This window comes from uncultured Vibrio sp. (assembly GCF_947488985.1).
Classification (GTDB): domain Bacteria; phylum Pseudomonadota; class Gammaproteobacteria; order Enterobacterales; family Vibrionaceae; genus Vibrio.
Genome location: NZ_CANLBV010000007.1, coordinates 21,483 through 47,853, shown reverse-complemented (window position 1 = coordinate 47,853; position 26,371 = coordinate 21,483). Strand labels below are relative to the sequence as shown.

Sequence of the window (26,371 nt, the reverse complement as noted above, 5' to 3'; positions counted from 1 at the left end):
GCTGCACCGTGAGTACAGCGTTTTTCCGGAAAGAAAAGAATAGGGAAAATTAAACTTCCATCAACTCTTTTTCTTTAGTTGCTAGAACTTCGTCTACGTTCTTAACCGCAGCGTCAGTTAGCTTTTGAATTTCGTCTTGTGCTTTACGATCTTCATCTTCAGAGATTTCTTTATCTTTAAGAAGCGCTTTTAGATCGCCATTCGCGTCACGACGGATGTTACGGATCGCAACACGGCCACCTTCAGCTTCGCCACGAACGATTTTAACTAGGTCTTTACGACGCTCTTCAGTTAGCGGTGGAAGTGGAACACGGATAACCGTACCAGCAGACATAGGGTTTAGACCTAGGTCAGATGTTAGGATTGCTTTTTCTACTAGAGGAGTCAGTGTTTTATCAAACACTGTGATTGCTAGTGTACGTGCATCTTCAGCGATAACGTTAGCTACTTGAGTCAAAGGAGTTGGAGCACCGTAGTACTCAACAGTAAGACCAGAAAGTAGGCTTGGGTGCGCACGACCTGTACGAATTTTTTGTAGGCTGTTTTTTAGTGCATCAACACTTTTTACCATGCGCTCTTGAGCGTCTTTTTTGATTTCGTTAATCACAATTTCACCTTGATTATGTTCTTTCTTCAAGAAAGCTTTTATTTGGAGTGATAAGGATAAGCTTACCGAAGTATAACCTTCAGTAAGCCCGAAAAATTAGTCAGCGTCGCTGATTAATGTACCTTCAGTTTCACCCATAACCACGCGACGTAATGCGCCTGGCTTATTCATGTTAAATACACGGATTGGCATTTTGTGATCACGTGCTAGCGTAAATGCAGCCAAGTCCATTACTTTCAATTCTTTTTCAAGAATCGTGTTGTAAGACAAAGTATCATACAGCTCTGCGTCTGGGTTTGCTACTGGGTCAGCCGTAAATACACCATCTACTTTTGTTGCTTTTAGAACAACGTCAGCTTCGATTTCGATACCACGTAGGCATGCAGCTGAATCCGTAGTGAAGAATGGGTTACCAGTACCCGCTGAGAAGATCACAACACGGCCTTGACGCAGTTGGCTGATTGCATCTGCCCAGTTGTAGTCGTCACACACACCTTTAAGAGGGATAGCTGACATGACACGTGCGTTTACGTAAGCGCGGTGCAGGGCGTCGCGCATTGCTAAGCCGTTCATTACCGTTGCAAGCATACCCATGTGATCACCAACAACGCGGTTCATACCAGCTTCAGCGAGGCCTGCACCACGGAACAGGTTACCGCCACCGATAACAACACCAACTTGAACACCTAGTTCAACCAATTCTTTTACTTCTTGCGCCATACGATCAAGGATCGTTGGATCAATACCAAAACCTTCTTCGCCTTGTAGCGCTTCACCGCTAAGTTTTAACAGAATACGTTGATAAGCTGGTTTAGGGTTCGTAGTCATGGAGTTTACCTTCCAAAGAGTTGATGATTAACAGTCATGGATAAAAACTGAATATGTCAGTTCGCATTCATAACAGCTAACGTTGCGAGCAAAAATAATTCACTATTCATAAAAAGACCGTAGCAATGGCCACGGTCTTTTTTCAAACAATACGCTAAGGATTAACCTTTTTGTACCGCTGCAACTTCGTCAGCGAAGCTCATTTCAGCAGCTTTCTCGATGCCTTCACCAACTTCTAGACGTACGAAGTTAGATACTGAAGCGCCTTTCTCTTTAAGGATAGCGCCAACAGTTTGCTTAGGCTCCATGATGAAAGCTTGACCAGTTAGAGATATTTCGCCCGTGAATTTCTTCATACGGCCAACAACCATTTTCTCTGCGATTTCAGCTGGTTTGCCTTCGTTCATAGCGATTTCAACTTGAACTGCTTTCTCTTTAGCAACTACGTCTGCAGGTACGTCTTCTGGGTTTAGGAACTCAGGACGTGATGCAGCAACGTGCATTGCAACGTGCTTAAGAGTTTCAGCTTCGCCTTCACCAGCAACAACAACACCGATTTTCTCGCCGTGACGGTAAGAAGCTAGTGCAACACCTGAAACGTATTGTACGCGACGGATGTTGATGTTTTCGCCGATTTTTGCAACTAGAGCAACACGAGTTTCTTCGAACTGTGCTTGTAGCTCTTCAACAGTTGCTTGAGAAGCTACTGCTGCAGCTGCAACTTCTTCTGCGAATGCAGTGAAGTTAGCATCTTTTGCTACGAAGTCAGTTTGACAGTTAACTTCAAGAAGAGCAGCTACGCCGTTCTCTTCTTTGATGATGATTGCGCCTTCAGCAGCAACGTTACCAGCTTTCTTAGCTGCTTTCGCTGCGCCAGATTTACGCATGTTTTCAATTGCTAGTTCGATGTCAGCGTTTGCTTCTACAAGCGCTTTCTTACATTCCATCATGCCAGCGCCAGTGCGCTCGCGAAGTTCTTTAACTAGAGCAGCAGTTACAGTTGCCATTCTCTATTCCTCGGTTGATTCGAAAATAAGGTAAAAATCAGGGGCCAAAATGAGGCCCCCGATCTAACTATAACTTAGCTTACATTTAATAAAGATTTCAAAATCTAAATTAGCTAAGCCAAGCGTGATTCAGAGCCGCTATTATTCAGCTTCTACAAAACCATCTTTTTCAGCAGCTACAGCAGCAACATCTTTGTTACGACCTTCTTTAACCGCGTCTGCAGCAGCGTTTAGGTAAAGCTGTACTGCACGGATTGCATCATCGTTACCTGGGATAACGAAGTCAACGCCGTCTGGGTTAGAGTTAGTATCAACTACAGCGTAAACTGGGATACCTAGGTTGTTTGCTTCTTTAACTGCGATGTGTTCGTGATCAGCATCGATTACGAATAGAGCGTCTGGTAGGCCGCCCATGTTCTTGATACCACCAAGAGATTTCTCTAGCTTCTCCATTTCGCGAGTACGCATTAGAGCTTCTTTCTTAGTAAGCTTGTCGAAAGTACCGTCTTGAGCTTGCGCTTCAAGTTCTTTCAGACGCTTGATAGACTGACGAACAGTTTTGTAGTTCGTTAGCATACCGCCTAACCAGCGGTTGTTAACGTAGAACTGGTTGCTGTTGATAGCAGCTTCTTTAACAGCTTCAGATGCAGCGCGCTTAGTACCAACAAAAAGAACTTTACCTTTCTTCTCGCCAACTTTAGCGATTTCAGCTAGAGCGTCGTTGAACATTGGTACAGTTTTTTCTAGGTTGATGATATGTACTTTGTTACGAGCACCAAAGATGAATGGCTTCATTTTTGGGTTCCAGTAACGAGTTTGGTGACCGAAGTGAACACCAGCTTTAAGCATATCGCGCATTGATACAGTTGCCATTTTAAAATCCTCTATGGGGTTAGGCCTCCACATCCCCCATGAATCCGACCCCTAACAACTAACCACTTTTCAGCCGTTATTCGTGTTGTTGAGGCACCCCGGAACATGTGTCGGAATGTGTGTGATTTAAAGATATAAGTTAGTAGACACAAAGTCAGTTTCGCCAATTGGAGAAAACAGTCCTGATGTCCGGCGCGCTTTATACCATATTTTGTCTATCTATGGCTAGAAAAAAATCTAAAAATGGCGACTGCTATACTGATCCCTAAAGGCGAATTTCCTCTATAAATAGTGTCCCTTTCCAATCGCTTCGGTATCAACAACCGAACATTGTTCACTGTGGTTGAGCTGTATCCACCAACATTGTACGGATATGGGAATGTTGCGCTAAATTGCTGCACTGATAGAATAGCCTCAATATGCACACTTAGGTGCGACCAAATTAAGAGATATGCAATGGCTGTAAAAATTAAAACTGCTGAAGAAATTGAAAAAATGCGCGTCGCCGGCAAGCTGGCTTCTGAAATTCTAGAGATGATTGAACCTCACATCCAAGTGGGTACCACTACGGAAGAGCTCAATACGCTTTGTCACGAGTACGCTCTAGAAAGAGGCGCATACTCAGCACCACTTGATTACCACGGTTTCCCTAAGTCAATCTGTACGTCTATCAACCACATTGTGTGCCACGGCATTCCAGCATCACAAGATGAGACAGGCAGCACAGGTCAATTCAAACCTGCTGTACTGAAAGATGGCGACATCCTGAACGTAGATATCACAGTTATCATCCCTGATGACGAAAACGCAGATCTAAGCACTCGCCCTCAAGGCTACCACGGTGACACATCTAAGATGTTCCTAGTGGGTGAAGTCTCTCCGGCAAACAAACGTCTGTGCATGGTTGCTCAAGAAGCACTTTACGAAGGCATGCGCCAAGTTAAGCCGGGTGTGCAACTTGGCCAGATCGGTACGGCTATCGAGAAGTACATCAAAACAAACAATAAGAACAACCCACGCGCTAAGTTCTCTATTGTTAAAGATTACTGTGGTCATGGTATTGGTTCTGAGTTCCATGAAGACCCACAAGTGGTTCACTACAAAAACAGTGACCGTACAGTACTAAAAGCGGGCATGTGCTTCACGATTGAGCCAATGATCAACGCGGGTAAGTTTGGCTGTCGTCTTGACGACCAAGACAACTGGACCGTATACACCGCAGACAGCAAGAACTCAGCTCAGTGGGAACATACCTTAGTTGTGACTGACACAGGTTGTGAAGTACTGACACTGCGCAGTGACGATACGATTCCACGCATAATGAAGAACGCTTAGTTTAGAATCTGCAATCTATAGCCATAGCGCTAAAGCAAACCTTTTGAAATATCCTCGCACTGCCGAGGATATTTTTTTATCCGCTCAATTTCGATTTTCCATCCGCTTCTGTTAGATTATCTAATATTCTCATTTGCTTGCACGGAAAGCAGACTATGTCTTATCAATGCCCTCTTACGTTCAGCGACGAACAAATTGAAATCAGCGAACTAAAAAATCAACTCGAGATCTTCACCCAGTATCAAAAAAGTGAATTTCTAAACCATCATCCAGTCACAGATTTAGTACTGCTGCGATCCGAATACATGGATTTATTGCTCAACCGTTTATGGGAGCATTTCGGATTCAACAAACTGCCTCATATCTCTCTAGTCGCGGTGGGTGGCTATGGTCGTGGTGAACTTCATCCTTTATCCGATATTGATATTTTAATCGTCTCACAAAAGACATTGCCACCAGCGCTTGGCGAAAAAGTCTGCCTGTTCATCACCTTATTGTGGGATCTACGACTCGAGGTAGGCCATGCTGTACGCTCGATAGCCGAGTGTATTGATATCGGTATCGAGGATTTAACAGTCGCAACTAACCTGCAAGAGTCACGTTTACTCAGTGGCAGTGAAGATACCTTTCAAGAGCTAAAGATGAAAATTCATTCGGATTCATTTTGGCCCAGTGAAAGCTTCTATAAAGCTAAGATTCAAGAACAGAAAGAACGTCATGCTCGCTACCATGACACCACTTACAATCTAGAGCCGGATATCAAGTCGACGCCAGGTGGGTTGCGAGACATCCACACATTAAGTTGGGTAGCACGTCGACACTTTGGTGCGACCTCGTTATTAGAGATGAGCAAATACGGCTTTCTGACCGATGCTGAATATCGTGAGTTGGTCGAATGCCAAGATTTCTTATGGCGAGTTCGCTTTGCACTGCATATAGAATTGCGCCGCTACGACAACCGACTCACGTTTGCCCATCAAGCTCAAGTCGCCGAGCACCTTGGTTACACAGGCGAAGGCAACCGTGGTGTCGAGATGATGATGAAGGAGTTTTACCGAACCCTTCGCCGTGTGGCTGAGCTCAATAAAATGCTCCTAAAACTGTTTGATCAAGCGATCATTAACGGCGGTCAAACAAGAGACGCAGAAATCCTCGATAGCGACTTTCAGCGCCGTGGTGCATTGATAGAAGCGCGCAAACCGGCTCTATTCCAAGCGAGACCGGAAACGATTCTCGATATGTTTATCCATATCGCCAACGACTCTTCTATCGAAGGAGTAAGTCCCCCCACTTTACGCCAACTGCGTACTGCACGCCGCCGATTAAACCGGTTCCTGCATACCATTCCCGAGGCGCGTGAAAAATTCATGTCGCTCGTTCGCCACCCAAATGCACTGCACAAAGCCTTTAGTTTGATGCACGAGTTGGGAGTATTATCTGCATACTTACCCCAGTGGAGCCAGATAGTCGGCCAGATGCAGTTTGACCTGTTCCATGTTTACACTGTTGATGAACACAGTATTCGCCTTCTCAAGCAGATCAACCGCTTCAATCAAATTGAAAACCACGATAAGCACCCTATTTGCTGTGAAGTTTACCCTCGAATTCAAAAGAAAGAATTACTGATCCTCGCCGCCATATTCCACGATATCGGTAAAGGTCGTGGGGGCGATCACTCCGAAATTGGCGCTGTTGAGGCTTACTCTTTCTGTATTGAGCATGGGCTATCGAAGCCCGAAGCAAAACAAGTCGCGTGGTTGGTACAAAGCCACTTATTGATGTCTGTCACCGCGCAACGCCGTGATATTTACGATCCCGATGTGATTACCGAGTTTGCCAAAAAAGTTCGCGATGAAGAATCATTAGAACTGTTGGTATGCCTAACCGTCGCTGATATCTGTGCAACCAATCAAGAGTTGTGGAACAGTTGGAAACGGACCCTGCTTGCAGAGTTATTCCACTCGACTCAGCGTGCGTTGCGTCGTGGCTTAGAAAACCCGGTTGATGTGAGAGACCGCATCCGTCACAACCAACAATTGGCATCCGCACTGCTGCGTAAAGAGGGCTTCACTGCTCGTGAGATTGAAGTACTTTGGCAGCGTTTTAAAGCCGACTACTTCCTACGTCATACCCACACGCAAATCGCTTGGCACTGTGAGCATCTGCTGCGCATTGAAGACCCAGATCAGCCTTTAGTGCTGATCAGCCAGAAAGCGACCCGAGGTGGTACTGAGGTGTTTGTCTACTGTCGAGATCAAACGGCACTGTTTGCGACCGTGGTGGCTGAGCTTGATAGACGCAACTTTAACGTCCACGACGCCCAAGTTATGGTCAGCAAAGATGGTCATGTCTTGGATACCTTTATCGTACTCGATCAACATGGTGAAGCGATTGATGAAGCAAGACATAAAGCCGTCGCTAAACACCTTACTCATGCCCTGGCTGATGGTAGACCAAGCAAGATTAAGACGCGTCGCACACCACGTAATCTACAGCATTTCAAAGTCAAAACTCTGGTGGAATTCCTGCCAACTAAGAGTAAAAAACGCACCTTGATGGAGCTAAGAGCACTCGACACGCCAGGGCTTCTGGCCCAAGTTGGCGCAACTTTTGCGGAATTAGACATCAATTTGCACGGCGCAAAAATTACCACTATTGGTGAGCGTGCAGAAGATTTGTTTATCCTAACCAGCGAAACTGGAGGAAGACTCTCTGAAGAGCAAGAGCAAGCGCTAAGAGAAAGGTTAACGGAGCATGTATCTGAGCTGGCACCTTAGTAAACCAAGGTAGCTTGAAAATGGGCTAACCAAGTAAAGCAAACTACACATTGAGTCTTTTCAACTAAAAAGTAGTCAAGAGGTGTGGGTAACGATAGAGCGATCTTGCCCACAACTTACTGTCAATTCATGAGTGTCAGCTATCTAGCTCTTGGTTAGACTGCTACATTGATTAATGCTAATAATCCGTATTACATCATCAACTAGAGGTCGCTTATGTATCCAAACCTCACTGGCTTAGGTATTCACGAACCTAAACAGATTGAACGTTACTCCCTTCGCCAAGAAGCCCATAAAGATATCCTGAAGATTTATTTTCGTAAGCAGAAAGGTGAGCTATTCGCGAAAAGCGTCAAGTTCAAATATCCCCGACAAATAAAAAGTGTGCCAGTCAGCGGTAGGAACAATCAATACAAAGAAATAACAGAGATAAACCGTAATCTCACCCTTGTCATTGATGAACTGAATAAGATCACCAAACCTACCCCAACGGCTGAGATGGATGTGAAACAGAAGATCCTCACAGATCTGCGCCACTTAGAAAAAGTGGTGTCTAGCAAAATCGCCGAGATAGAAGCTGACTTAGACAAGCTGAAATAAGAAATCCCCACCAAGGCGATTGGTGGGGATTATCAACTAACTGTAGGTCAGTTCAAGCAGACTTACGAACAACCTGATCCTATTTGGTTAGGTCATCGAAAAAGTTTTTAACGCCGCTGAAAAAACCTTCTGATTTTGGCTTGTGTTTGCTTGCCGCTTCGCCACCACAGGTTTCTTCAAACTCACGCAGTAGTTCTTTTTGACGAGCACTTAGCTTAACCGGTGTTTCGACCACTAGTTTAACGATTAGGTCACCGACACCGCCGCCACGAACGCCTTTCACGCCTTTGCCACGCATACGGAACATACGGCCCGTTTGTGTCTCTTCTGGCACTTTAAGGTTTACACGGCCATCCAGTGTTGGAACTTCAACTTCACCACCCAAAGCAGCCATAGAGAAGCTTACTGGCACTTCGCAGTAAAGGTTGTTGCCGTCACGCTCAAAGATATTGTGCTCTTTAACGTGAACTTGTACATAAAGGTCGCCAGCCGGAGCACCGTGCTCTCCCGCTTCACCTTCGCCAGATAGACGAATACGATCGCCAGTATCAACACCCGCTGGGATCTTAACGTTAAGGGTTTTGGTCTTCTGTTTGCGACCTTGACCGTGACAAGAGTTACATGGGTCTTTGATGATCTTGCCTTTACCATTACAAGTAGGACAAGTCTGTTGAACCGCAAAGAAACCTTGGCGCATTTGTACTTGGCCGTGGCCATGACACGTACCACATGTTTGTGGTGAAGAGCCTTTCTTGGCGCCGCTGCCGTCACACGTATCACACTCAACAAGTGTTGGTACTTCGATCTCTTTAGAAACACCACGAACTGCCTCTTCTAGAGAAAGTTCCATGTTGTAACGTAAATCTGAACCGCGTTGTGCACGCTGTTGACCGCCACCACGACGACCGCCGCCGAAGATGTCGCCAAAGACGTCACCGAAAATATCGCCGAAATCACCTTGACCACCGCCGCCGCCCATGCCGCCTTGTTCAAAAGCTGCGTGGCCGTATTGGTCGTAAGCTGCTTTCTTTTGAGGATCGGTTAGGATCTCGTACGCTACTTTTACTTCTTTAAACTTATCTGCTGCGGTGTCGTCACCCTGGTTACGGTCCGGGTGGAATTTCATCGCTAAGCGTTTGTACGCTTTTTTAATATCGCGCTCTGATGCATCGCGGCTTACGCCTAATACTTCGTAAAAATCACGTTTTGACATGTTCTAGGTCACCAAATAATTGCTACTACCGAATCATCACTTCAGTAGTCTGTGTATCAATCTAGATAAAAGTTCTGCTGGCTGAAACGCCGAATAAAGCTATTATCTAGATCGACAAGTCTAAATACAAATTTACGGGCGTGAGAGTTACCTCTGACGCCCGTATATTTAGAAATCGAAAAACGACTTTTTCTAAGCTAAAACACGTTAGTTCAAGGAGAAGGCACGGACTTTCTTAACCAACCAAAAGGCAAGTGTAAGTGAGTACCTTCGACGCGGAAATCACGTGTTATAGCGACGAAAAATTATTTTTTGTCGTCTTTAACTTCTTCAAACTCCGCGTCTACCACATCGTCGTCTTGCTTAGGTTGCTCACCCGCTTCTGCGCCAGCTTGCTGTGCTTGAGCTTGTTGTTGAGCGATTTCCATTAGCTTCTGAGCTGCTTGCATAAGTTCTTGAACTTTAGCGTCGATAGCTTCTTTGTCATCACCAGACTTAACTTCTTCTAGTGCCGTGATAGCTGCTTCGATCTTCTCTTTCTCTTCAGCAGGTAGAGCTTCACCAGCTTCTTCTACTTGCTTACGAGTACCGTGAATCATTTGGTCAGCTTGGTTACGTGCAGTTACTAGCTCTTCGAACTTTTTGTCCGCTTCTTTGTTAGCTTCTGCTTCTTGTACCATTGCTTCGATCTCTTCCTCAGACAGGCCGCCTGATGCTTGGATAGTGATCTTCTGCTCTTTACCTGTCGCTTTATCTTTAGCAGATACGTTCAGGATACCATCAGCATCTAGGTCGAATGTTACTTCGATTTGTGGCATGCCACGTGGTGCTGGTTGGATACCTTCTAGGTTGAACTGACCAAGAGACTTGTTGTAAGTCGCTTGCTTACGCTCACCTTGAAGAACGTGGATAGTTACTGCGTTTTGGTTGTCTTCAGCTGTAGAGAACACTTGATCCGCTTTAGTAGGGATAGTTGTGTTTTTCTCGATAAGCTTAGTCATCACGCCGCCCATCGTTTCGATACCGAAAGATAGAGGAGTAACGTCTAGTAGTAGAACGTCTTTAACGTCACCAGCTAGTACACCACCTTGAACAGCAGCACCCATTGCAACAGCTTCGTCAGGGTTCACGTCTTTACGTGGCTCTTTACCGAAGAATTCCGTTACTTTAGCTTGAACCATAGGCATACGAGTCTGACCACCAACTAGGATAACGTCAGTGATTTCGCCTACAGATAGATCAGCATCTGCTAGAGCTACTTTTAGTGGCTCAAGAGAACGTTGAACTAGGTCTTCAACTAGAGACTCAAGCTTCGCACGAGTCACTTTGATGTTCATGTGCTTAGGACCAGTCGCATCGGCAGTAACGTAAGGTAGGTTTACGTCAGTTTGAGTAGTAGAAGAAAGCTCGATTTTCGCTTTTTCTGCTGCTTCTTTAACACGCTGCATTGCTAGTGGATCAGCTTTAAGGTCAATACCTTGCTCTTTCTTGAACTCATCTACTAGGTAGTTGATCATGCGGTTATCGAAATCTTCACCACCAAGGTGAGTGTCACCGTTAGTTGAAAGAACTTCGAAAGTCTTCTCGCCTTCTACTTCATCGATTTCGATGATAGAGATATCGAATGTACCACCACCAAGGTCGTATACAGCGATAGTGCGATCACCGCCTTGCTTGTCTAGACCGTAAGCTAGAGCAGCAGCAGTTGGTTCGTTGATGATACGTTTAACATCTAGACCAGCGATACGGCCAGCATCTTTCGTTGCTTGACGTTGAGCATCGTTAAAGTAAGCAGGAACAGTTACTACTGCGCCAGTTACTTCTTCGCCTAGGAAGTCTTCAGCTGTTTTCTTCATTTTCTTAAGAACTTCAGCAGATACTTGAGGAGCAGCCATTTTTTGGCCTTGCGCTTCAACCCATGCATCACCGTTGTCAGCCTTAACAATGTTGAAAGGCATGATTTCGATATCGCGTTGAACTTCTTCATCTTCAAAACGACGACCGATTAGACGCTTGATAGCGAACAGTGTGTTTTGAGGGTTAGTAACAGCTTGACGTTTTGCAGGTTGACCAACTAGCGTTTCGCCTTCTGTGTATGCGATTACTGATGCTGTTGTGCGTTCGCCTTCAGCATTTTCAATTACGCGTGGTTTGTCGCCGTCAAGAACAGCAACACAAGAGTTAGTAGTACCTAAATCAATACCAATGATTTTACCCATCAGGCCATCTCCGAAATATATTCTATTAAGTTTTTGCTATACCCACATATGTGGGGGTGGTAATTAGAGAATCAACCCTAATACACAAAATTAAAGTGCAAATGTAATTTGCTTTCGTATGCACCATAGATAAGGGCTGCAAACTGGTTTTCAAGGGAATAAGTGAAAAAAATCTATTTTTTCTTCGCCAGTTTTTGCATAAAAGTAACGGCTGACCGATCCCTCGCCACTTGAGACTCGAAACGAAAGAGATTTAGCACCAACCACGTTCCTCTTTTTAGCTAACGCCTTTAAATCACATCAAAGCTCTTATCAGCAGAAACAAAAAGCCCCGCTCTAAATTAAGCGAGGCTCCTCATTATCAGGTCTTAATCAAAAATTAAGCTTCGACTTTCTGCAGTGCAGTGTCTTCGTTTAGTTCAACACTGATTTCACCTTCAGACTGAGCCACGATAGTGTTAACCGCTGTATCACCGACTACGTTAGAAGAAGTACAAAACATATCGTTGATACGGTCTACTGCAGCAATGATAGCTAGGCCTTCTGGTGGTAAACCGAGTTGATGTAATACAACACCTACCATAACAACACCACCTCCCGGAACACCACCAGCACCAATAGACAGTAGCAAAATAGTAATACCAAGCGTAAAGATGTCTGCGGTTTGGATTGGTTGACCAAATGCGTTGGCTACGAAGATAGTGCCAAGCGCAATATAAACGGATACACCGGCCATATTCATCGTAGCACCTAGAGGAACACCAAAGCCCGCTACTGATTTTGAAACCCCTAATTTTTCAGTCAAGGTGCGCATCGTAACTGGAATCGTTGCGTTTGAACTTGCTGTTGAAAGCGAGAATAAGATTTGCTCACGAACCGCACGTAAAAATGTTTTTGAAGAGCAGCGAGTCGTTAGAGCCACAGCCGTCGGGTAAAATATGAATATTTGGAACATAAGCATTGCGATAACAAGTGCAACATAACCCGCCACCGACATCAATGTGCCTGAATCGAGCGTTGCCCCTAAGTTAATCATCAGCGCGAAGACACCGTAAGGCGCTAAACTCATCACCAACCCAATAAGCTTCATCATTAACTCGTTACCAAGCTTAAATGCGTTAGCGATTGGTGCCCCGCGATCTTGCATCGCTTGAATACCGATACCAACTAGAATCGCCATAAAGATGATTTGCAACATATCGCCGCTTGCAAATGCTGCTGCTGGGTTACTTGGGATAATATTAACGATAAGTGAGAAAATATCAGGAGTCTCGGTTGTCGCAAGTTCAACGGACTCAGAAACTGTTCCCGCTAAATTCGCTCCAGCCCCCGGTTGGAAAATCATTCCAATAGTCAGTGCAAGCACGATCGCAATAACAGTATTTAAAATATATAGAGAAAAGGTTTTACTGCCTAAGCGACCAAATGAACTTAAGTCCTTTAGATCAACAATACCGCAGACAATTGAAAAGAAAACCAATGGGACAACCATCAATTTAATCATTTCAACAAACATAGTTCCGACACCGTTAGCCAAGCCTAACAGGTACGTGTCTATGAAATTGATACCGCTAAACAAGTATTGAATAGCAGTACCTAAAATAAGGCCAGTGAAAAGGCCTATGAGTATTTTGCTTGAGAGCGACTTATCCATCATTCAACTCCAATGATTATTATATGCATCTGTGTTAATTATTAGTTATAAACTCGGCTACCTGCCAAGTATTCAGTCATATTACACATCATGACGCCAAAGAAAAGAACTACCAACTATTCACAAGAAACTCAGATAAAGAATAATAAACCAAAAAAAATTGTACAATTAAAATATAAAACCAATTAATAAAAAACAAGACAGTGTAATATTATTGATAAGTCAGCAATAGAAAGGTTTAAAATTTGTAAAAAAAAGAGGAGCACAGGGCTCCTCTCTATTTTTACTTATTTGTAGTGGTGATTATTTAGAGACCATCACCATCGCTGGGCGAATAACACGGCCATTCAGCTCATAGCCTTTTTGCATTACGAACATCACAGTGTTTGATTCGTGATCAGGGCTTTCTTGGATAGACATCGCTTGGTGGAATTCAGGGTTGAAGGCTTCACCTTCTGGGTTGATCTCTTTAAGACCAAACTTAGCAACCGTGTCGACAAATGTTTTATGCGTTAGCTCAACACCTTCAAATAATGGCTTAACCACTTCATTTTCAGCGTCTGCAGCTTGCATTGCACGCTCTAGATTGTCGATGACAGGAAGTAGACCTTCAGCAAACTTGTTCAAAGCGAATTTACGCGCTTTATCAATTTCTTGCTCGCTACGGCGACGCATGTTTTCAACTTCAGCCTTTGCGCGAAGAACAGAATCTTGCTGCTCTTTCACTTTAGACTCACTAGAAAGCAAGGCCGCTTCTAGTTGAGCAATCTTTGATTCCTGCTCATCAGCAGCGTCTTCACTCAGCTCTGCAGCTTCCACTTTTTCAGCTTCAGCAATGATCTGATCTAGCTCTTCTTCGGTTACTTTATTTTCTTCGTTGCTCATGATATCTCCAGAATTCGTTTTCAATGCAAGTGACTGGCGTGTTTACACCTTAAATTGATATAAAACACTCGCATAGACGTTCAACTTGCCTTTATTATGGGGATGAAGAAATTTGATTCAAGCCTAATTCGTTTGGAAACGTTATGAAAAAGACATTTGAAGTCATCGCCATTATTGGAAAACCACGAGATCAGCAAGCAATTCAGACGCATAGAGAGCTCTATCAATGGTTAAGTGCTGAAGGCTACCAAGTGTTTGTTGATGATAGACTCGCCAGTATTTTAGACGATATCCCAAAACACCATTTTTCCAGCCTAATTGAACTAGGTAAACGGGCCGATCTCGCCATTGTCGTCGGTGGTGACGGAAACATGCTCGGTGCTGCTCGAATCTTGTCACGTTTTGATATTTCAGTGATTGGAGTAAACCGAGGTAATCTTGGCTTCCTCGCCGATCTCAACCCAGAGAACTTTCAGAGCACTCTTACTGATGTTCTGAAAGGTGAGTTCATTGAAGAAGAGCGCTTCTTACTTGAAACTGAAATCCATCGCCACGGCCAAGTAAAAAGTCACAACGCCGCACTCAATGAAGCGGTCCTTCACCCTGGTCAAGTCGCACACATGATCGAGTTCGAAGTCTATATCGATGATAGCTTTGCCTTCTCTCAGCGCTCTGATGGCTTGATCGTATCGACGCCAACAGGCTCAACCGCCTATTCACTTTCTGGTGGAGGCCCTATCTTATCATCAAGCCTCAATGCGATCTCATTAGTGCCGATGTTTCCACACACCCTTTCTAGTCGACCATTAGTCGTAGATGGTAAGCGTCATATCAAGCTTATCGTATCGCCTGATAATCAAGGAACTCAGGAAGTCAGTTGCGATGGACAAATCTCACTGCCGGTTTCCCCTGGCGATGAGATCCACATCTACCAGAGTCCGAATGTGTTAAAACTTATCCACCCTAAAGACTACAACTATTATCATGTTCTACGTAACAAGTTAGGTTGGTCGAGTAAACTGTTCTAAGAGAAAAGCGAATGATTTTGAAAGGCTGACGACATTCGTCAGCCTTTTTTATTGCCTGAGAGATTCTCTATCACGTTCCCTCGTCGCTGTAGGGAATGACGACAACGAACACAAAACACAAAACAGATTCTCTATCCTCGCTCCTTCTTCATTTAACGGAATGACGATGACTCGCTCCAAGCACATACTAAACCGTCATTCCCAAGAAGGAGGAACGACTTAGTTGGAAATCTATAGTGGTTTCAGTGATCTACAACAAACTCAAATCTGAGAGCTGTCGCAAAAAATTTTCACTCGCCACCTTTACTGTATAAAGAAACAGTATATACTGAGCTTATATACAGTATTGTTCAATTATACAGGTAACTAAAAATGCTGGCTCATTTAAGTGTTAATAATTTCGCTATTGTTAAGTCTTTACAGCTAGAACTTTCTAAAGGCATGACAACAATCACCGGAGAAACCGGTGCCGGTAAATCTATCGCAATCGATGCTTTAGGCTTATGTCTTGGGGGAAGATCCGATGCAGGAATGGTAAGACAAGGCGAAGAAAAAACCGAAGTCAGTGCTGCTTTTTTACTTGAGAACAATCTGCATGCCACTCGCTGGTTAGAAGACAACGAATTACTGGATGGCAGTGAATGTATCCTGCGCAGAACTATCTCTAAAGAGGGACGGTCTCGTGCATTTATCAACGGTAGTCCTGTCCCTCTTTCGCAATTGAAATCGCTTGGACAGCTGTTGATCAACATTCATGGGCAACATGCGCATCATCAATTAATGAAAAGCGACCATCAAATTGCGATGCTTGATCAATACGCCGGTCATTTAAACCTATTAAAGGTGACACGTAATGCTTACCAAGCATGGCGACAAGCGGATAACCACTTGAAAGAGTTGCGTGAAAATAGCCAACAAAACCAAGCTCAAAAACAGCTCCTTGAGTACCAAATCAAAGAGTTAAATGAGCTATCTATTGGAGAGGAAGAATATGAAGAACTCGAACAAGAGCATAAGCGCCTGTCCAATAGCGGAGAGCTGGCCTCAACCTGCCAACAAGCTATCGAACTTATTTATGAGGGTGACGAGGTTAATGCGCTTGGTATCCTGCAAACAGCCAATAACTCCCTAATTCAGCTAGCTGAACTCGATGAAAAATTAACGGAACTGCCGAACTTACTGTCTGAAGCCATTATTCAAATAGAAGAAACCAACAACGAATTAAGAGCATACCTAGACAACATTGATGTTGATCCGGCTCGTATGGCTTATGTTGAGGAGCGTTTCTCAAAAGTAATGTCGATGTCTCGTAAGCACCATGTATTGCCAGAAGAGCTGTATCAACACCATCAAGAGCTACTGCTCCAAGTCGAAGCGCTGGACTGCTCTGATGAAAGGCTGGATGAATTAGCTAACGAGGTAGAAAACCAATACCAATCATTCGTCGCTAAATCCGAAAAACTGCATAAATCTCGAAGTCGCTATGCAAAAGAGCTCAATAAGCTGATCACGCAAAGTATGCACGAACTGAGCATGGAGAAAGCTCAGTTTGCGATTGAAGTAAACCACACCAATACTCACCCTTCTCCACTGGGGATGGATAATGTGACCTTTATTGTTTCAACCAACCCCGGCCAACCAATGCAGCCCATTGCTAAAGTCGCTTCTGGTGGTGAGTTATCACGTATCTCATTAGCGATTCAGGTGATCACTGCACAAAAGGTGGATACACCAAGCCTAATTTTCGATGAAGTCGATGTGGGGATCAGTGGGCCAACCGCCGCGGTTGTCGGAAAAATGCTGCGTACCTTAGGTGAATCAACGCAAGTGATGTGTGTGACTCACTTGCCTCAAGTAGCAGGCTATGGACATCAGCAGTTATTCGTCGCTAAAAGCACTAAATCAGGTAAGACAGAAACACAAATGCACACTCTGGATGAGCAGCAACGTATTTCAGAGCTTGCTCGTCTGCTTGGTGGCAGCCAGATTACCGACTCGACTCTAGCCAATGCAAAAGAACTATTAGTCGCTGCTTAGGCTAAATATTCAGCAACCTTCTGATAATTTATCGAAAATTCTTTGTAATTTTGCAACTAAACTCAAAATTGCCAGTCATAACAAGCTCAAAGCGCAAGGAGCTTTTTACTTCTTGCTGGAGCTTGTTTATTATCAGACAGTATTTTAGCGAACAAAGATCTCAAACTATGCGAATTAAAAAGTGGTTAGTTGCAGTTCCACTTGCACTAACAATGTTGACCGGTTGCTCTCTATTAGAGAAGTTGGTTTATCGAATTGACATCAATCAGGGTAACTATGTTGAGCAAGAAGCGGTCGACCAGCTCAAGTTTGGCATGACAAAAACACAAGTTCGTTACGTTATGGGCTCACCAATGCTGATCGAAAACGGCTACCCAGATACGTGGTATTACATTTACCACCAAACGAAAGGTCACGGAGACCCTGTTCAGAAGAACCTCGTTGTTAATTTTGATGCGACAGGAACTTTAGTAACTATCAATGGTGATTTTGAAGCCAGTGATGAGTTCTTCGAAAGCCTTCGCTAGCTTTCATCTGCTCGCTATATAAACATTACAAAGCCTGCTTACACGAGCAGGTTTTTTTAAGTTCGGCGAGCAAGTATGCCTATACTCTCTAGCTGAATACTCTTTAGTCGATTTAGCTCTCTAAACTCGTTTCTTCTCAACCACCAACGCAAAAAGCCCGCCGATGCGAGCTCTCAATGATTTAAACTTATGCGATGTTAATTACTGCTTAGCGGCCGCTTTCGCTTGCTCAGCACGCTTACGACGAATCTCTTTTGGGTCCGCTAGCAACGCTCGATAAATCTCAATGCGGTCTTTATCGCGAACCGTTGCATCTAACTTAACATTGCGACTAAACACACCAACCTTGTTTTTCGTCAAGTCGATCTCTGGGTACAACTCCAGCACACCTGACTGAGCAATGATATCTTCAACACTGGTATTCTTATTAACAACCAAGGTAAACACACGCTGCTCGTGCGGCAGTGCAAATACCACTTCTACGTGGATCATATCTGATTCAATCGTCATGGCTTAGTAAACCTGTTTTGCTCGTTGAGTAAAAGCGCTGACCATATTGCTCGTCAGCTCATTGAAGATTTTCCCAAATGCTATTTCAATCATTCGACTAGAAAATTCAAATTCAAGCTTAAGTTCAACCTTACAAGCTTGCTCGTCGAGTGGAGTAAAATACCAACCACCTTGTAGCTTCTTAAACGGGCCATCTACCAGTTCCATCAAGATCTCGGCACCATCAGACATTCGGTTGGATGTGGTAAATGTTTTACTGATGCCCGCTTTAGAAACATCAACCGACGCCACCATAGCAGAATCTGAAGATTCGATCACACGAGAACCAGAACACCCTGGCAAAAACTCAGGATAACGAGCAACATCATTGACCAAGCTGAACATCTGGTCGGCACTAAAAGACACTAATGCTGAACGAGTAACCTTTGGCATATAGACTCCTGTTAAAGACAGCGTTACATTAACACAAACTGCAATTTTAATTGTATTGGGCCAGAGCGCAAATAAAAAGGATTCCCCAAATAGGGTGCATTCCGTATAATGAGGCCATTATGGCAAAGAATAAATCAAAATCAAAAGCCGGTAGTAATACCATTGCGCTTAATAAGAAAGCTCGCCACGAATATTTCATCGATGATGAGATAGAAGCGGGGCTTGAGCTACAAGGCTGGGAAGTAAAATCCCTACGTGAAGGCAAAACTAATATCGCAGAAAGCTACGTCTACATCCGAGATGGCGAAGCATTCATCAGTGGTATGACGATCACTCCGCTAACTCAGGCGAGTACTCATATCGTGGCGAACCCTACACGTATCCGTAAACTCCTTATGTCGAGAAAAGAACTCGACAATCTTATCGGTCGTATTAACCGTGAAGGCATGACACTTGTCGCAACCGCACTTTACTGGTCTCGCTCTTGGGCGAAGATTAAAGTTGGCGTAGCGAAAGGTAAAAAGCTGCACGATAAACGTACAGATATGAAAGAAAAAGATTGGGCGAGAGATAAAGCACGAATTATGAAGAGTAATTTGCGTTAATTTTAAGCACTTAAACGCACAGTGCTAGACAGGTTAAGCTTTTCTGGTACTATGCACTTAACACTTGGGGCTGATTTAGGATTCGACAGGAATTTTGAAGTCTGAGGTGCATGCCGTGGGGCGGTTGGCCACGTTAAAAGCCGCAAAAAAATAGTCGCAAACGACGAAAACTACGCACTAGCAGCTTAATAACCTGCTCAGAGCTCTCTTGCCCTAGCTTCCGCTCGTAAGACGGGGACCAACAAGAGATCAAACCCAAACTAGCTAGCGTGGCTTCTCCCACCTGAGAGGAAAAGCGCGAATTATAATTCAGGTTAGCCTTTAACTAGCGTGTCGGTTCGCAGGTTACTGGTGAAATTAAAGATCGACTAAGCATGTAGTACCAATGATGAATGATTTTTGGACGCGGGTTCAACTCCCGCCAGCTCCACCAAATCAACATTTAAAGACGTCCTAGGGCGTCTTTTTTTGTGCCTACAACAACGCAAAATCAATAACTTAACGTACATCAACATCCTATAACGTCCAGCCCAATCTTTGACCTGTTGTATTCCTTATGGTATTCCTAGCAATACATGCTCTACTCAGGAATACATAAATCAACCAGGGACGTCTAGATGGCTAAATTAGTTAAACCGCTCAGTGATAGAGAAATTAAATCTGCCAAACCAAAAGAGAAAGACTTTGTTCTTTCGGACGGGGGAGGCCTTCAACTCCGAGTCCGTGCTCATGGTTCCAAGCTTTGGAATTTCAATTATATTCACCCAGTGACTAAGAAGCGCGTCAACTTAGGGCTGGGAACATATCCCGATATCTCCCTAGCCAAGGCAAGAGAGCTCAAACAATATAATCGTGAGCTTGTCGCTCAAGGCATTGATCCCAAGGCTGATAGACAAGAAAAAGCAGCGCTAAACAAACAACAGGCTGAGAACACACTCCTAAGCGTTTCTGAGCAATGGTTTAGTGTAAAGACATCTGAGGTATCGCCCGATCATGCTCTGGACATCTGGCGCTCTTTAGAGCGAAACATATTCCCACATATTGGCCAGCTACCTATAGAAAAGATCACCGCACCTATCGTTATCAATATTCTCAAGCCTCTTGAAGCAAAAGGTAGTCTCGAAACACTAAAAAGAGTTGTTCAGCGACTAAACGAAATTACAGTGTATGCGGTCAACTGTGGGTTGATACAAACTAACCCTATTGCGGGCCTCAAATCTGTTTTCAAATCCCCAAAGAAAGAGAGTATGCCAACACTTCGGCCCGAAGAACTCCCTGAACTGATCACAGCTATTGCTAATGCTAGCATCAAACGTACAACACGCTGTTTGATTGAATGGCAGCTTCACACTATGAGTCGCCCTAGTGAAGCGTCCGGTGCGCGTTGGGAAGAGATAGATTTAGAGAAGCAAGTTTGGGTCATACCAGCTGAGCGAATGAAGAAAAATCGTGAGCACGCTATCCCTTTGACACCTGAATCGATTGCACTGTTAGAGGTTATGCGCCCACTCAGTGGTCATCGCGAGTTCATATTCCCTTCAGATAGAGATCCGAAAAAACCATGCAATAGCCAAACTGCAAACATGGCACTAAAGCGAATGGGGTTTGCCAACAGGCTTGTTAGTCATGGCCTTCGCGCCTTAGCCAGCACGACATTAAATGAAAAAGAGTTCAATCGTGACTTGATAGAAGCGGCGCTGGCACACGTAGACAGCAACCAAGTGCGAGCAGCTTATAATCGCACAGATTATCTTGAGCAACGCCGAGAAATGATGTGCTGGTGGAGCGGGCATATAAGAGAGGCTGCACGAGGCAGCCTCTCTATAACAAGTTCAAATTTTACTATGGCCAATTTAGAGACACCCTAACCATTAAGTCTCTCTAACCTATCAATTACCATTTCTAAATGGGCATCTTGGAACAATGCTAACTTTCTAGACGCCCACTTAGGTCCCCCTTCCCAGCTTCTGATACCACTCTTAACTGATTCAAGAGTGCCATCGCATAATTCTTTTGACAACAACCAGTCGACTGTAGCTAGAAGTTCCATTCCATATGGAGACTCAAACCCATCAATAAGTTTTGTAGTTTTTTCTAAAGCAGGTAAGTATTCTTTAGCTTCTGATTTCAAGTAAGCAGATAACTGTTCTTTTTTATCATCATTAAAATGAATAACATCAAGAGGATCACTATCTGGGATTCTCTTATCAGAACCTAAATAACTACCATCAAGAGCGTTCAATAGATGCATTAAATTATTTGCATAAGGCCCGTAGTTATGAGGTTTAAAGCGGAGCTTTAATAGATCTGCTTTACCTTCTCTTTCCAGCTCCCTAGAAAGTAACCAAGCTAACTTTTGTATCTCTAAGAGACTACACTCCATACCTAAAATCCAGTAACGACGTATAAGCTCAGCAATCATGGCTCGAGCAGGAGTCAAAGCTTCAACACCTTTTTTCTTAGTCACATTCTGATATTTCTTTGTGGGTTCATATACATAAACATCAACATCACACAAGGAGCTCAAAGCTTCTTCTATTTTGGGCTTAACATCATCCCAGCAAAGCCCGCCATTACCTGCCCCTAAAGGTGGTATTGCTATAGACTTCACTTCATTTTTTACAATCCAATTTCGCAAGTCTTCAAGTCCATCTACAACCCACTCCATTTTAGATGGAGAGCGCCAGTGCTTCTTCGTCGGGAAGTTTACAATCCACTTAGGGCCAACTAGCTCACCCGTGTCTGTAACAAAAACCTTCCCAGTTTGAACCTGGTTTACCTTGCATGCTTTAGCGTATAGGCTCATGTTTAAAGGAAAACGTTCTTTAAACATCAGAGCAATGCCTTTGCCCATGACACCAACCGTGTTTACTGTATTTACCAATGCGTCGACGTCTGCGTCTAAAAGGTTGCCTGTTGTATAATGAATCATGAAAAATACCACCCCGGCCTTGTTACAACTTGTAAGCTATGCCCAGACTTTTGAACTAATTGCTCTAAGTATTGCTTAACATCATCTGAAAAGCACGCCATTCCAACAAGGGCTTCAACTGGAACATGGTTGTGGATTAAAGCCTCTGCCTGATAACGTTCAAACTTAGCAGGATCATCCGCATCTCGTTTAAAATCTCTTTTCTGGATTATTTCCCAGTCTATTTTGTCTAAGTCCGACAGGTCATCGTAAAAGCTTGACCACATGTAGTATGCATGGCTATCCGTAAATACAAATGGTATACCCTGCTTATCTATGTTTTTTAGACTAGATACAAGAATTACAATCTCACTGTTATCTCGCTTTTTTATTCCACCCCAGCCACTTTGGATATTCTTAAGCATTGGAGAAAAAGGTGTAAAGTAAAAAGGGACGTAATCATGTAATGTCCCTCCAGGCCCGATCGGCACCGGGTGCGTAGAACGCTTGGAAATCAGTTCCGGATTACCAATGTTCACCCAATTATCTGAGCACACTGGGCTATTACCAGCATAAAGACCATTTTTTAAAATCCACTCTATGTTATCACGATGGACTATTCGCCAAATCAGCGCCTTTTCAGGATTTAAGCTATCTTGATAACTCACTTAATCTCCATTTACAAACATTTGCGGCCGAACATTGACATGTGGGTTAACACTATATGTGCGACATAAACCCAATACGAGAGCTTTAACAGGCTCAGTCCGAACAAAAATACTAAGCAACAAACTAGGTTCAACAGTGGAAGGAGCCAAGCATTCTGCCATACACGTCAATTTAGACTCCTGATCGTCATAATCTCTTTCATTCATTTTATCCCAGTCAATACTCTCTATCCCTGGGTTGTAATCAAGAACTGTAAATTCACCAGCTGCCAAAGGATGTCTAGGAATCACCGACCAGTTCCGGCCTTGCGCCAACGTCCGCCGGACCGTTAAAAATATAAACTCTTTTTCGGGAGAAGCTCTTTGAACGCATCGATCAAAAGGGTTGTTAGCAAAAAAATGAAACGGTACTTTATGTTCTAGCTCAAAGGCTTCACGACCTTGCAGTATTCCTGGGTCGGCAACATCAGAAAACTCGGTTAACAAGCTCCTTGGTTGCAATCCACTAGCCAAAATCGACTCTAGATTATCTAGATCTGTAATATGGTATAAAAGTGCTTGGTCTCTGATGTTCGCCCTTGGCATGATCAGTAATGCTCCTCAATGTAACCGTACGCCTTAGCGAATAGCTCTTTGTCTTTTCCTAAACCAAACTGAGCAAGTGTCAGTAGCAGTGCCTTCTGAATCTCTCGTGGCCCGCTATTGGATGACTGCCAGCCTTCAAAGCGTGTAGAACGAACTATCTTGTCGATTTGCTCCACAACATCACCAATAAGCTTCGGCGTACTCTCTGGGCGGGTTTCCAGGAACAGCTTGGTTAGCGCTTGTTTATTATCTTCTTGGGTTACTGGTGAATCGCCCGTCTCTCGCTCTGCTTGCACCGTGTCTTTGGCAGTATCAAGTAGCCCTTTCAGCCAGTCGATAGCTTTAATTACACCAGCTTCATAGTCCTGGCGAAGCTTTTCTAAGCGCTCACCCAAAGCAACGAACTTTGGATTGCCACTGCCACGCAGACGGCCCATCAAGTCAATCTCAAGTTGACTTGCTCGTTTCTCTTGCTCTTTTTCAGTCAAAGTGAAGATAGCGTGCTCATCCATAACCAGCTCATCAATATCATCACGAATGCGATTGATATCAGTATGCTCATGAATCATCTTAATAGTTTCTGGGCCTAGCGCAGCCCATATAAGTGAGCCTGTCTGCCCTACAGGGCGGACAGATTCATAGATTTGTACCAGCCACTTATAATCAGCTCTGAAAGGCGTAAGGAAAGCATCTGGGTTAATCGCCGACCACAGCTTAGCTAACACACCAAAAGAGGCCGCAAACTCATCGCGTTTCTCGTTAGTCGGTAAGCAAGCTTGCGCTGCCATAATGCCTTCAAAACCGTCAATGGTTCTGTCGACATTAGGGAAAAAGCTTAAACACTTGTCTAGCTGAGCTGGCAGTAGCTCTTTAAAGGCCTCAATACCTTCTACAACACCGTCGATTTCTTCAGGATCGTATGCGAGTGCGGTACGTAGATTTTCAAACACGCCAAGATAGTCAATGATAAGGCCCATTTGCTTACTAACATTATCAGTTTCATACAAACGGTTAGTACGACACATTGCCTGTAACAAGGTATGGTCACGTAGTGGCTTATCTAAGTACATGCAGTAACAGATTGGCGCATCAAAACCAGTCAACAGCTTTGCGGTCACAATCAGCAATTGTAGTGGTTGTTTAGGATCTTTGTAATCCTCGATCAAACTCTTCTGCTTTTGGTCGTTACCATCAATCTCTTGCCAGCGTTCAAAGTCTGACTCGATGATAGGCAGCTCAAGCTCTTGCTTCCACTTGCGCCAATCTTTATTGACCTTACCCTTTTTGCTTTCATCGTCATCTTTGATTGGTGCTTGGTCGACATTCATGACCACTTCAACCGCATCAAAGCCAAGCTTCTTACCGAGTAAGTAATACATCTGAACACAAGCGTCTCGGTCATACACTACGACCATGCCTTTCATCTGCTTTGGCTTTACATGGCTCACAAAGTGATTGGCAATATCTTCACTTACCGCCGCCATACGTTTTGGCGCCTTCAACATAATCGCTAAACGGCCAGCACGTTTAGACAATGCCATTTTCTCACCATCGTCCAGGTCGTTGTCTTTGACCATTTGTTCAAAAGCTTCATCAATGGCAGCACGATCTACACGAAGCTCAGCCAAACGAGGCTCAAACTTAACGGCATTCGTTGCACCATCACGGATAGATTGCTTGTAGCTGTAGCGGTTCATGTAGCGCCCCTCATCCTCTTCTGCACCAAAGAGTTTGAAGGTGTTGCGGTCGATACCAGAAATCGGCGTACCGGTTAAGCCATAAAAGTGAGCATGAGGTAGCGCCCAGCGCATTTTGTCGCCGAGAGAGCCTTCTTGAGTGCGGTGCGCTTCATCCACCAGCACGATAATGTTGTCACGACTATTTAGGCCGTTTTCATTACTCTCATCGATTTCGACATCTTTGAACTTGAAGACTGTGGTGATCAAAATACCGCGACTATCTTGTTCTATGTGCTCACCAAGCTTTCTACAGCTTTGTACTTTAATGAGGTTTTTAACATCTGCCCCACCGAAGGTTTCATTGATTTGATTATCAAGGTCTCGACGGTCAACTACAATCAACACTGTTGGGTTTTTCAATTTGTTATCAGCACGAAGCATACGAGCGGCATAGAGCATAAGTAAAGACTTACCTGAACCTTGGAAGTGCCAGATAAGCCCTTTTTTTGGATAACCCTTTTTTACTCGTTCTACAATTTGCTTTGCAGCTTCAAATTGCGGATAACGAGGCAGAATTTTAATGCGTTTAGGTGGTGTGTCTTTACCTGTCTTCACTGTTGAAAAAAGTGCAAATGACTCTAACATTTGCAGCAAAGTTTCTGCGTTTAATAAGCCTTCACAGCTATCAAGTACGGTAGCCAAGCTAGCTGGAATTTCATCTCGCTGGTCGGTTTTATGCCATGGGCCCCAATCTTTGACTCGTGCATTAATTGCACCATAAGCGAAGGTGCGACCTTCAGAAGCAAAGCACAAAAGGTTTGGTACAAAGAAAGGCTCAACATTTTTCCAATAGTGCTTTTGACCACCCATAAAATCAGCAGCACCATCTTGCCAAGTGACACTTGGACGAGTGGCAGATTTTACTTCCCCCACCACCAACGGAATACCGTTTACATAGAGAACGATATCGAAAAACACCTCTGTCGCGGCAATAAAGTGAACCTGCTGCGCAACAACAAAGTGGTTGTTTTCCGGGGTATCAAAGTCAATCAGCTTGATAGTGATATGGTCGCCGTTCTCACCAAACGGTAGGCTTTTTTCTGCCATCAACCATTCATGAAAATTCTCATTGGCTTTGACTAACCCTGTATGTTTTGCTTCCAACATCAAGCCACGAAGTTTGTAGATGACCTCATCTGCATAATCAGGATTTTTGCCAATATCAGGGTTTAACGAACAAAGCGCATCTTTTAGCCAAGTATCAACAAAGATATCGTGTGTTTGCTTGGGTAAGCTCTCACCATGGCAGTAATTCCACTTTACTCCGCTTAAACCTTTTAAACGGTCAATTATTCCATCTTCAGTGACTGTTTGTTCGTTAAACATTTACA

General features: G+C 44.0%; 22 protein-coding genes and 1 other RNA gene. 9 read left to right on the top strand and 14 right to left on the bottom strand.

Annotated elements, in window-relative coordinates; genetic code table 11:
* Nucleotides 1–49: 49 nt before the first annotated feature.
* The 4 genes from frr to rpsB form a co-directional block, all read right to left on the bottom strand.
* Nucleotides 50–607: a ribosome recycling factor gene (gene frr, locus Q1A70_RS02830; protein WP_026084234.1), complete on the bottom strand. Its 558-nt coding sequence runs from the start codon at nt 605–607 to the stop codon at nt 50–52.
* 96 nt (nt 608–703) lie between these two features.
* Nucleotides 704–1,435, bottom strand: coding sequence for a UMP kinase (gene pyrH / locus Q1A70_RS02825; RefSeq protein ID WP_009847418.1), 732 nt, complete (start codon nt 1,433–1,435; stop codon nt 704–706).
* Between the two features lie 161 nt (nt 1,436–1,596).
* The gene (gene tsf / locus Q1A70_RS02820) at nt 1,597–2,442 is read right to left on the bottom strand and encodes a translation elongation factor Ts (RefSeq protein WP_017630772.1); all 846 of its coding nucleotides are present in this window, start codon (nt 2,440–2,442) and stop codon (nt 1,597–1,599) included.
* 141 nt (nt 2,443–2,583) lie between these two features.
* A complete protein-coding gene (gene rpsB / locus Q1A70_RS02815; protein ID WP_009847420.1) occupies nt 2,584–3,315 on the bottom strand; it encodes a 30S ribosomal protein S2 in 732 nt (243 codons plus the stop codon).
* Between the two features lie 456 nt (nt 3,316–3,771).
* On the opposite strand from rpsB, the gene map reads away from it, so the two are divergent.
* The 3 genes from map to Q1A70_RS02800 all read left to right on the top strand — a co-directional run bounded on the left by map (nt 3,772) and on the right by Q1A70_RS02800 (nt 8,027).
* Nucleotides 3,772–4,650, top strand: a complete 879-nt coding sequence (map, locus tag Q1A70_RS02810; RefSeq protein WP_299686800.1) for a type I methionyl aminopeptidase — start codon at nt 3,772–3,774, stop codon at nt 4,648–4,650.
* Nucleotides 4,651–4,805: 155 nt separating this feature from the next.
* The gene (gene glnD / locus Q1A70_RS02805; RefSeq protein WP_299686798.1) at nt 4,806–7,427 is read left to right on the top strand and encodes a bifunctional uridylyltransferase/uridylyl-removing protein GlnD; all 2,622 of its coding nucleotides are present in this window, start codon (nt 4,806–4,808) and stop codon (nt 7,425–7,427) included.
* Between the two features lie 216 nt (nt 7,428–7,643).
* Nucleotides 7,644–8,027, top strand: a complete 384-nt coding sequence (locus Q1A70_RS02800) for a DUF3461 family protein (RefSeq protein ID WP_299686796.1) — start codon at nt 7,644–7,646, stop codon at nt 8,025–8,027.
* A gap of 79 nt (nt 8,028–8,106) precedes the next feature.
* Here the strand turns inward: Q1A70_RS02800 and dnaJ are convergent, their stop codons facing one another.
* The 4 genes from dnaJ to grpE form a co-directional block, all read right to left on the bottom strand.
* Complete coding sequence (dnaJ, locus tag Q1A70_RS02795; protein WP_299686794.1) at nt 8,107–9,240, bottom strand: molecular chaperone DnaJ; 1,134 nt, start codon at nt 9,238–9,240, stop codon at nt 8,107–8,109.
* 305 nt (nt 9,241–9,545) lie between these two features.
* Nucleotides 9,546–11,459 (bottom strand): molecular chaperone DnaK, encoded by a 1,914-nt coding sequence (dnaK, locus tag Q1A70_RS02790; protein WP_299686792.1) that lies wholly within the window; start codon nt 11,457–11,459, stop codon nt 9,546–9,548.
* A gap of 379 nt (nt 11,460–11,838) precedes the next feature.
* The gene (locus Q1A70_RS02785; RefSeq protein WP_299686866.1) at nt 11,839–13,113 is read right to left on the bottom strand and encodes a dicarboxylate/amino acid:cation symporter; all 1,275 of its coding nucleotides are present in this window, start codon (nt 13,111–13,113) and stop codon (nt 11,839–11,841) included.
* 303 nt (nt 13,114–13,416) lie between these two features.
* Complete coding sequence (gene grpE / locus Q1A70_RS02780; RefSeq protein WP_299686790.1) at nt 13,417–13,998, bottom strand: nucleotide exchange factor GrpE; 582 nt, start codon at nt 13,996–13,998, stop codon at nt 13,417–13,419.
* Nucleotides 13,999–14,141: 143 nt separating this feature from the next.
* On the opposite strand from grpE, the gene nadK reads away from it, so the two are divergent.
* From nadK to bamE, 3 genes are all read left to right on the top strand, one after another.
* Nucleotides 14,142–15,026, top strand: coding sequence for an NAD(+) kinase (gene nadK / locus Q1A70_RS02775; protein WP_299686787.1), 885 nt, complete (start codon nt 14,142–14,144; stop codon nt 15,024–15,026).
* A gap of 372 nt (nt 15,027–15,398) precedes the next feature.
* Nucleotides 15,399–17,063 carry a DNA repair protein RecN gene (gene recN / locus Q1A70_RS02770; protein ID WP_299686785.1) on the top strand — a complete coding sequence of 555 codons (1,665 nt, stop codon included), beginning with the start codon at nt 15,399–15,401 and terminating at the stop codon, nt 17,061–17,063.
* A gap of 167 nt (nt 17,064–17,230) precedes the next feature.
* On the top strand, nt 17,231–17,590 hold the full coding sequence (gene bamE / locus Q1A70_RS02765; RefSeq protein WP_299686783.1) for an outer membrane protein assembly factor BamE: 360 nt from the start codon (nt 17,231–17,233) through the stop codon (nt 17,588–17,590).
* A 201-nt stretch (nt 17,591–17,791) separates the two neighbouring features.
* On the opposite strand, the gene Q1A70_RS02760 is transcribed toward bamE, so the two are convergent.
* Together Q1A70_RS02760 and Q1A70_RS02755 are read right to left on the bottom strand one after the other, a co-directional pair.
* A complete protein-coding gene (locus Q1A70_RS02760) occupies nt 17,792–18,100 on the bottom strand; it encodes an RnfH family protein (RefSeq protein WP_299686781.1) in 309 nt (102 codons plus the stop codon).
* 3 nt (nt 18,101–18,103) lie between these two features.
* The gene (locus tag Q1A70_RS02755; protein ID WP_299686779.1) at nt 18,104–18,532 is read right to left on the bottom strand and encodes an SRPBCC family protein; all 429 of its coding nucleotides are present in this window, start codon (nt 18,530–18,532) and stop codon (nt 18,104–18,106) included.
* A 119-nt stretch (nt 18,533–18,651) separates the two neighbouring features.
* Here Q1A70_RS02755 and smpB point away from each other — a divergent pair, with 119 nt between their 5' ends.
* The 3 genes from smpB to Q1A70_RS02740 all read left to right on the top strand — a co-directional run bounded on the left by smpB (nt 18,652) and on the right by Q1A70_RS02740 (nt 21,005).
* Nucleotides 18,652–19,137: an SsrA-binding protein SmpB gene (gene smpB / locus Q1A70_RS02750; protein WP_004735156.1), complete on the top strand. Its 486-nt coding sequence runs from the start codon at nt 18,652–18,654 to the stop codon at nt 19,135–19,137.
* A 66-nt stretch (nt 19,138–19,203) separates the two neighbouring features.
* Nucleotides 19,204–19,570, top strand: a transfer-messenger RNA (tmRNA) gene (gene ssrA / locus Q1A70_RS02745).
* Between the two features lie 184 nt (nt 19,571–19,754).
* Nucleotides 19,755–21,005: an integrase domain-containing protein gene (locus Q1A70_RS02740; RefSeq protein WP_299686776.1), complete on the top strand. Its 1,251-nt coding sequence runs from the start codon at nt 19,755–19,757 to the stop codon at nt 21,003–21,005.
* Here Q1A70_RS02740 and Q1A70_RS02735 read toward each other — a convergent pair.
* Genes Q1A70_RS02735 through Q1A70_RS02720 form a run of 4 tightly spaced genes read right to left on the bottom strand, consistent with a single transcriptional unit; the run spans nt 21,002 to nt 26,366 of the window.
* Nucleotides 21,002–22,069, bottom strand: a complete 1,068-nt coding sequence (locus Q1A70_RS02735; protein WP_299686774.1) for a macro domain-containing protein — start codon at nt 22,067–22,069, stop codon at nt 21,002–21,004. The genes Q1A70_RS02740 and Q1A70_RS02735 overlap by 4 nt on opposite strands.
* A complete protein-coding gene (locus tag Q1A70_RS02730; protein ID WP_299686772.1) occupies nt 22,066–22,716 on the bottom strand; it encodes a DUF4433 domain-containing protein in 651 nt (216 codons plus the stop codon). The genes Q1A70_RS02735 and Q1A70_RS02730 overlap by 4 nt, the downstream gene beginning before the upstream one ends.
* On the bottom strand, nt 22,717–23,301 hold the full coding sequence (locus Q1A70_RS02725) for a DarT ssDNA thymidine ADP-ribosyltransferase family protein (RefSeq protein WP_299686770.1): 585 nt from the start codon (nt 23,299–23,301) through the stop codon (nt 22,717–22,719).
* Nucleotides 23,302–23,303: 2 nt separating this feature from the next.
* Entirely contained in the window at nt 23,304–26,366 is a 3,063-nt protein-coding gene (locus Q1A70_RS02720; protein ID WP_299686768.1) for an HsdR family type I site-specific deoxyribonuclease, read from the bottom strand.
* Between the last annotated feature and the right edge of the window lie 5 nt (nt 26,367–26,371).

Excerpts from the sequence above, each read along its gene's own strand:
- dnaK (WP_299686792.1), bottom strand. The coding sequence starts at position 11,459 with ATGGGTAAAATCATTGGTATTGATTTAGGTACTACTAACTCTTGTGTT.
- rpsB (WP_009847420.1), bottom strand. The coding sequence starts at position 3,315 with ATGGCAACTGTATCAATGCGCGATATGCTTAAAGCTGGTGTTCACTTC.
- dnaJ (WP_299686794.1), bottom strand. The coding sequence starts at position 9,240 with ATGTCAAAACGTGATTTTTACGAAGTATTAGGCGTAAGCCGCGATGCA.
- Q1A70_RS02755 (WP_299686779.1), bottom strand. The coding sequence starts at position 18,532 with ATGCCAAAGGTTACTCGTTCAGCATTAGTGTCTTTTAGTGCCGACCAG.
- Q1A70_RS02720 (WP_299686768.1), bottom strand. The coding sequence starts at position 26,366 with ATGTTTAACGAACAAACAGTCACTGAAGATGGAATAATTGACCGTTTA.
- recN (WP_299686785.1), top strand. The coding sequence starts at position 15,399 with ATGCTGGCTCATTTAAGTGTTAATAATTTCGCTATTGTTAAGTCTTTA.
- map (WP_299686800.1), top strand. The coding sequence starts at position 3,772 with ATGGCTGTAAAAATTAAAACTGCTGAAGAAATTGAAAAAATGCGCGTC.
- Q1A70_RS02785 (WP_299686866.1), bottom strand. The coding sequence starts at position 13,113 with ATGGATAAGTCGCTCTCAAGCAAAATACTCATAGGCCTTTTCACTGGC.
- Q1A70_RS02725 (WP_299686770.1), bottom strand. The coding sequence starts at position 23,301 with ATGCCAAGGGCGAACATCAGAGACCAAGCACTTTTATACCATATTACA.
- Q1A70_RS02735 (WP_299686774.1), bottom strand. The coding sequence starts at position 22,069 with ATGATTCATTATACAACAGGCAACCTTTTAGACGCAGACGTCGACGCA.
- nadK (WP_299686787.1), top strand. The coding sequence starts at position 14,142 with ATGAAAAAGACATTTGAAGTCATCGCCATTATTGGAAAACCACGAGAT.
- bamE (WP_299686783.1), top strand. The coding sequence starts at position 17,231 with ATGCGAATTAAAAAGTGGTTAGTTGCAGTTCCACTTGCACTAACAATG.
- Q1A70_RS02800 (WP_299686796.1), top strand. The coding sequence starts at position 7,644 with ATGTATCCAAACCTCACTGGCTTAGGTATTCACGAACCTAAACAGATT.
- tsf (WP_017630772.1), bottom strand. The coding sequence starts at position 2,442 with ATGGCAACTGTAACTGCTGCTCTAGTTAAAGAACTTCGCGAGCGCACT.
- Q1A70_RS02740 (WP_299686776.1), top strand. The coding sequence starts at position 19,755 with ATGGCTAAATTAGTTAAACCGCTCAGTGATAGAGAAATTAAATCTGCC.
- pyrH (WP_009847418.1), bottom strand. The coding sequence starts at position 1,435 with ATGACTACGAACCCTAAACCAGCTTATCAACGTATTCTGTTAAAACTT.
- smpB (WP_004735156.1), top strand. The coding sequence starts at position 18,652 with ATGGCAAAGAATAAATCAAAATCAAAAGCCGGTAGTAATACCATTGCG.
- Q1A70_RS02760 (WP_299686781.1), bottom strand. The coding sequence starts at position 18,100 with ATGACGATTGAATCAGATATGATCCACGTAGAAGTGGTATTTGCACTG.
- grpE (WP_299686790.1), bottom strand. The coding sequence starts at position 13,998 with ATGAGCAACGAAGAAAATAAAGTAACCGAAGAAGAGCTAGATCAGATC.
- glnD (WP_299686798.1), top strand. The coding sequence starts at position 4,806 with ATGTCTTATCAATGCCCTCTTACGTTCAGCGACGAACAAATTGAAATC.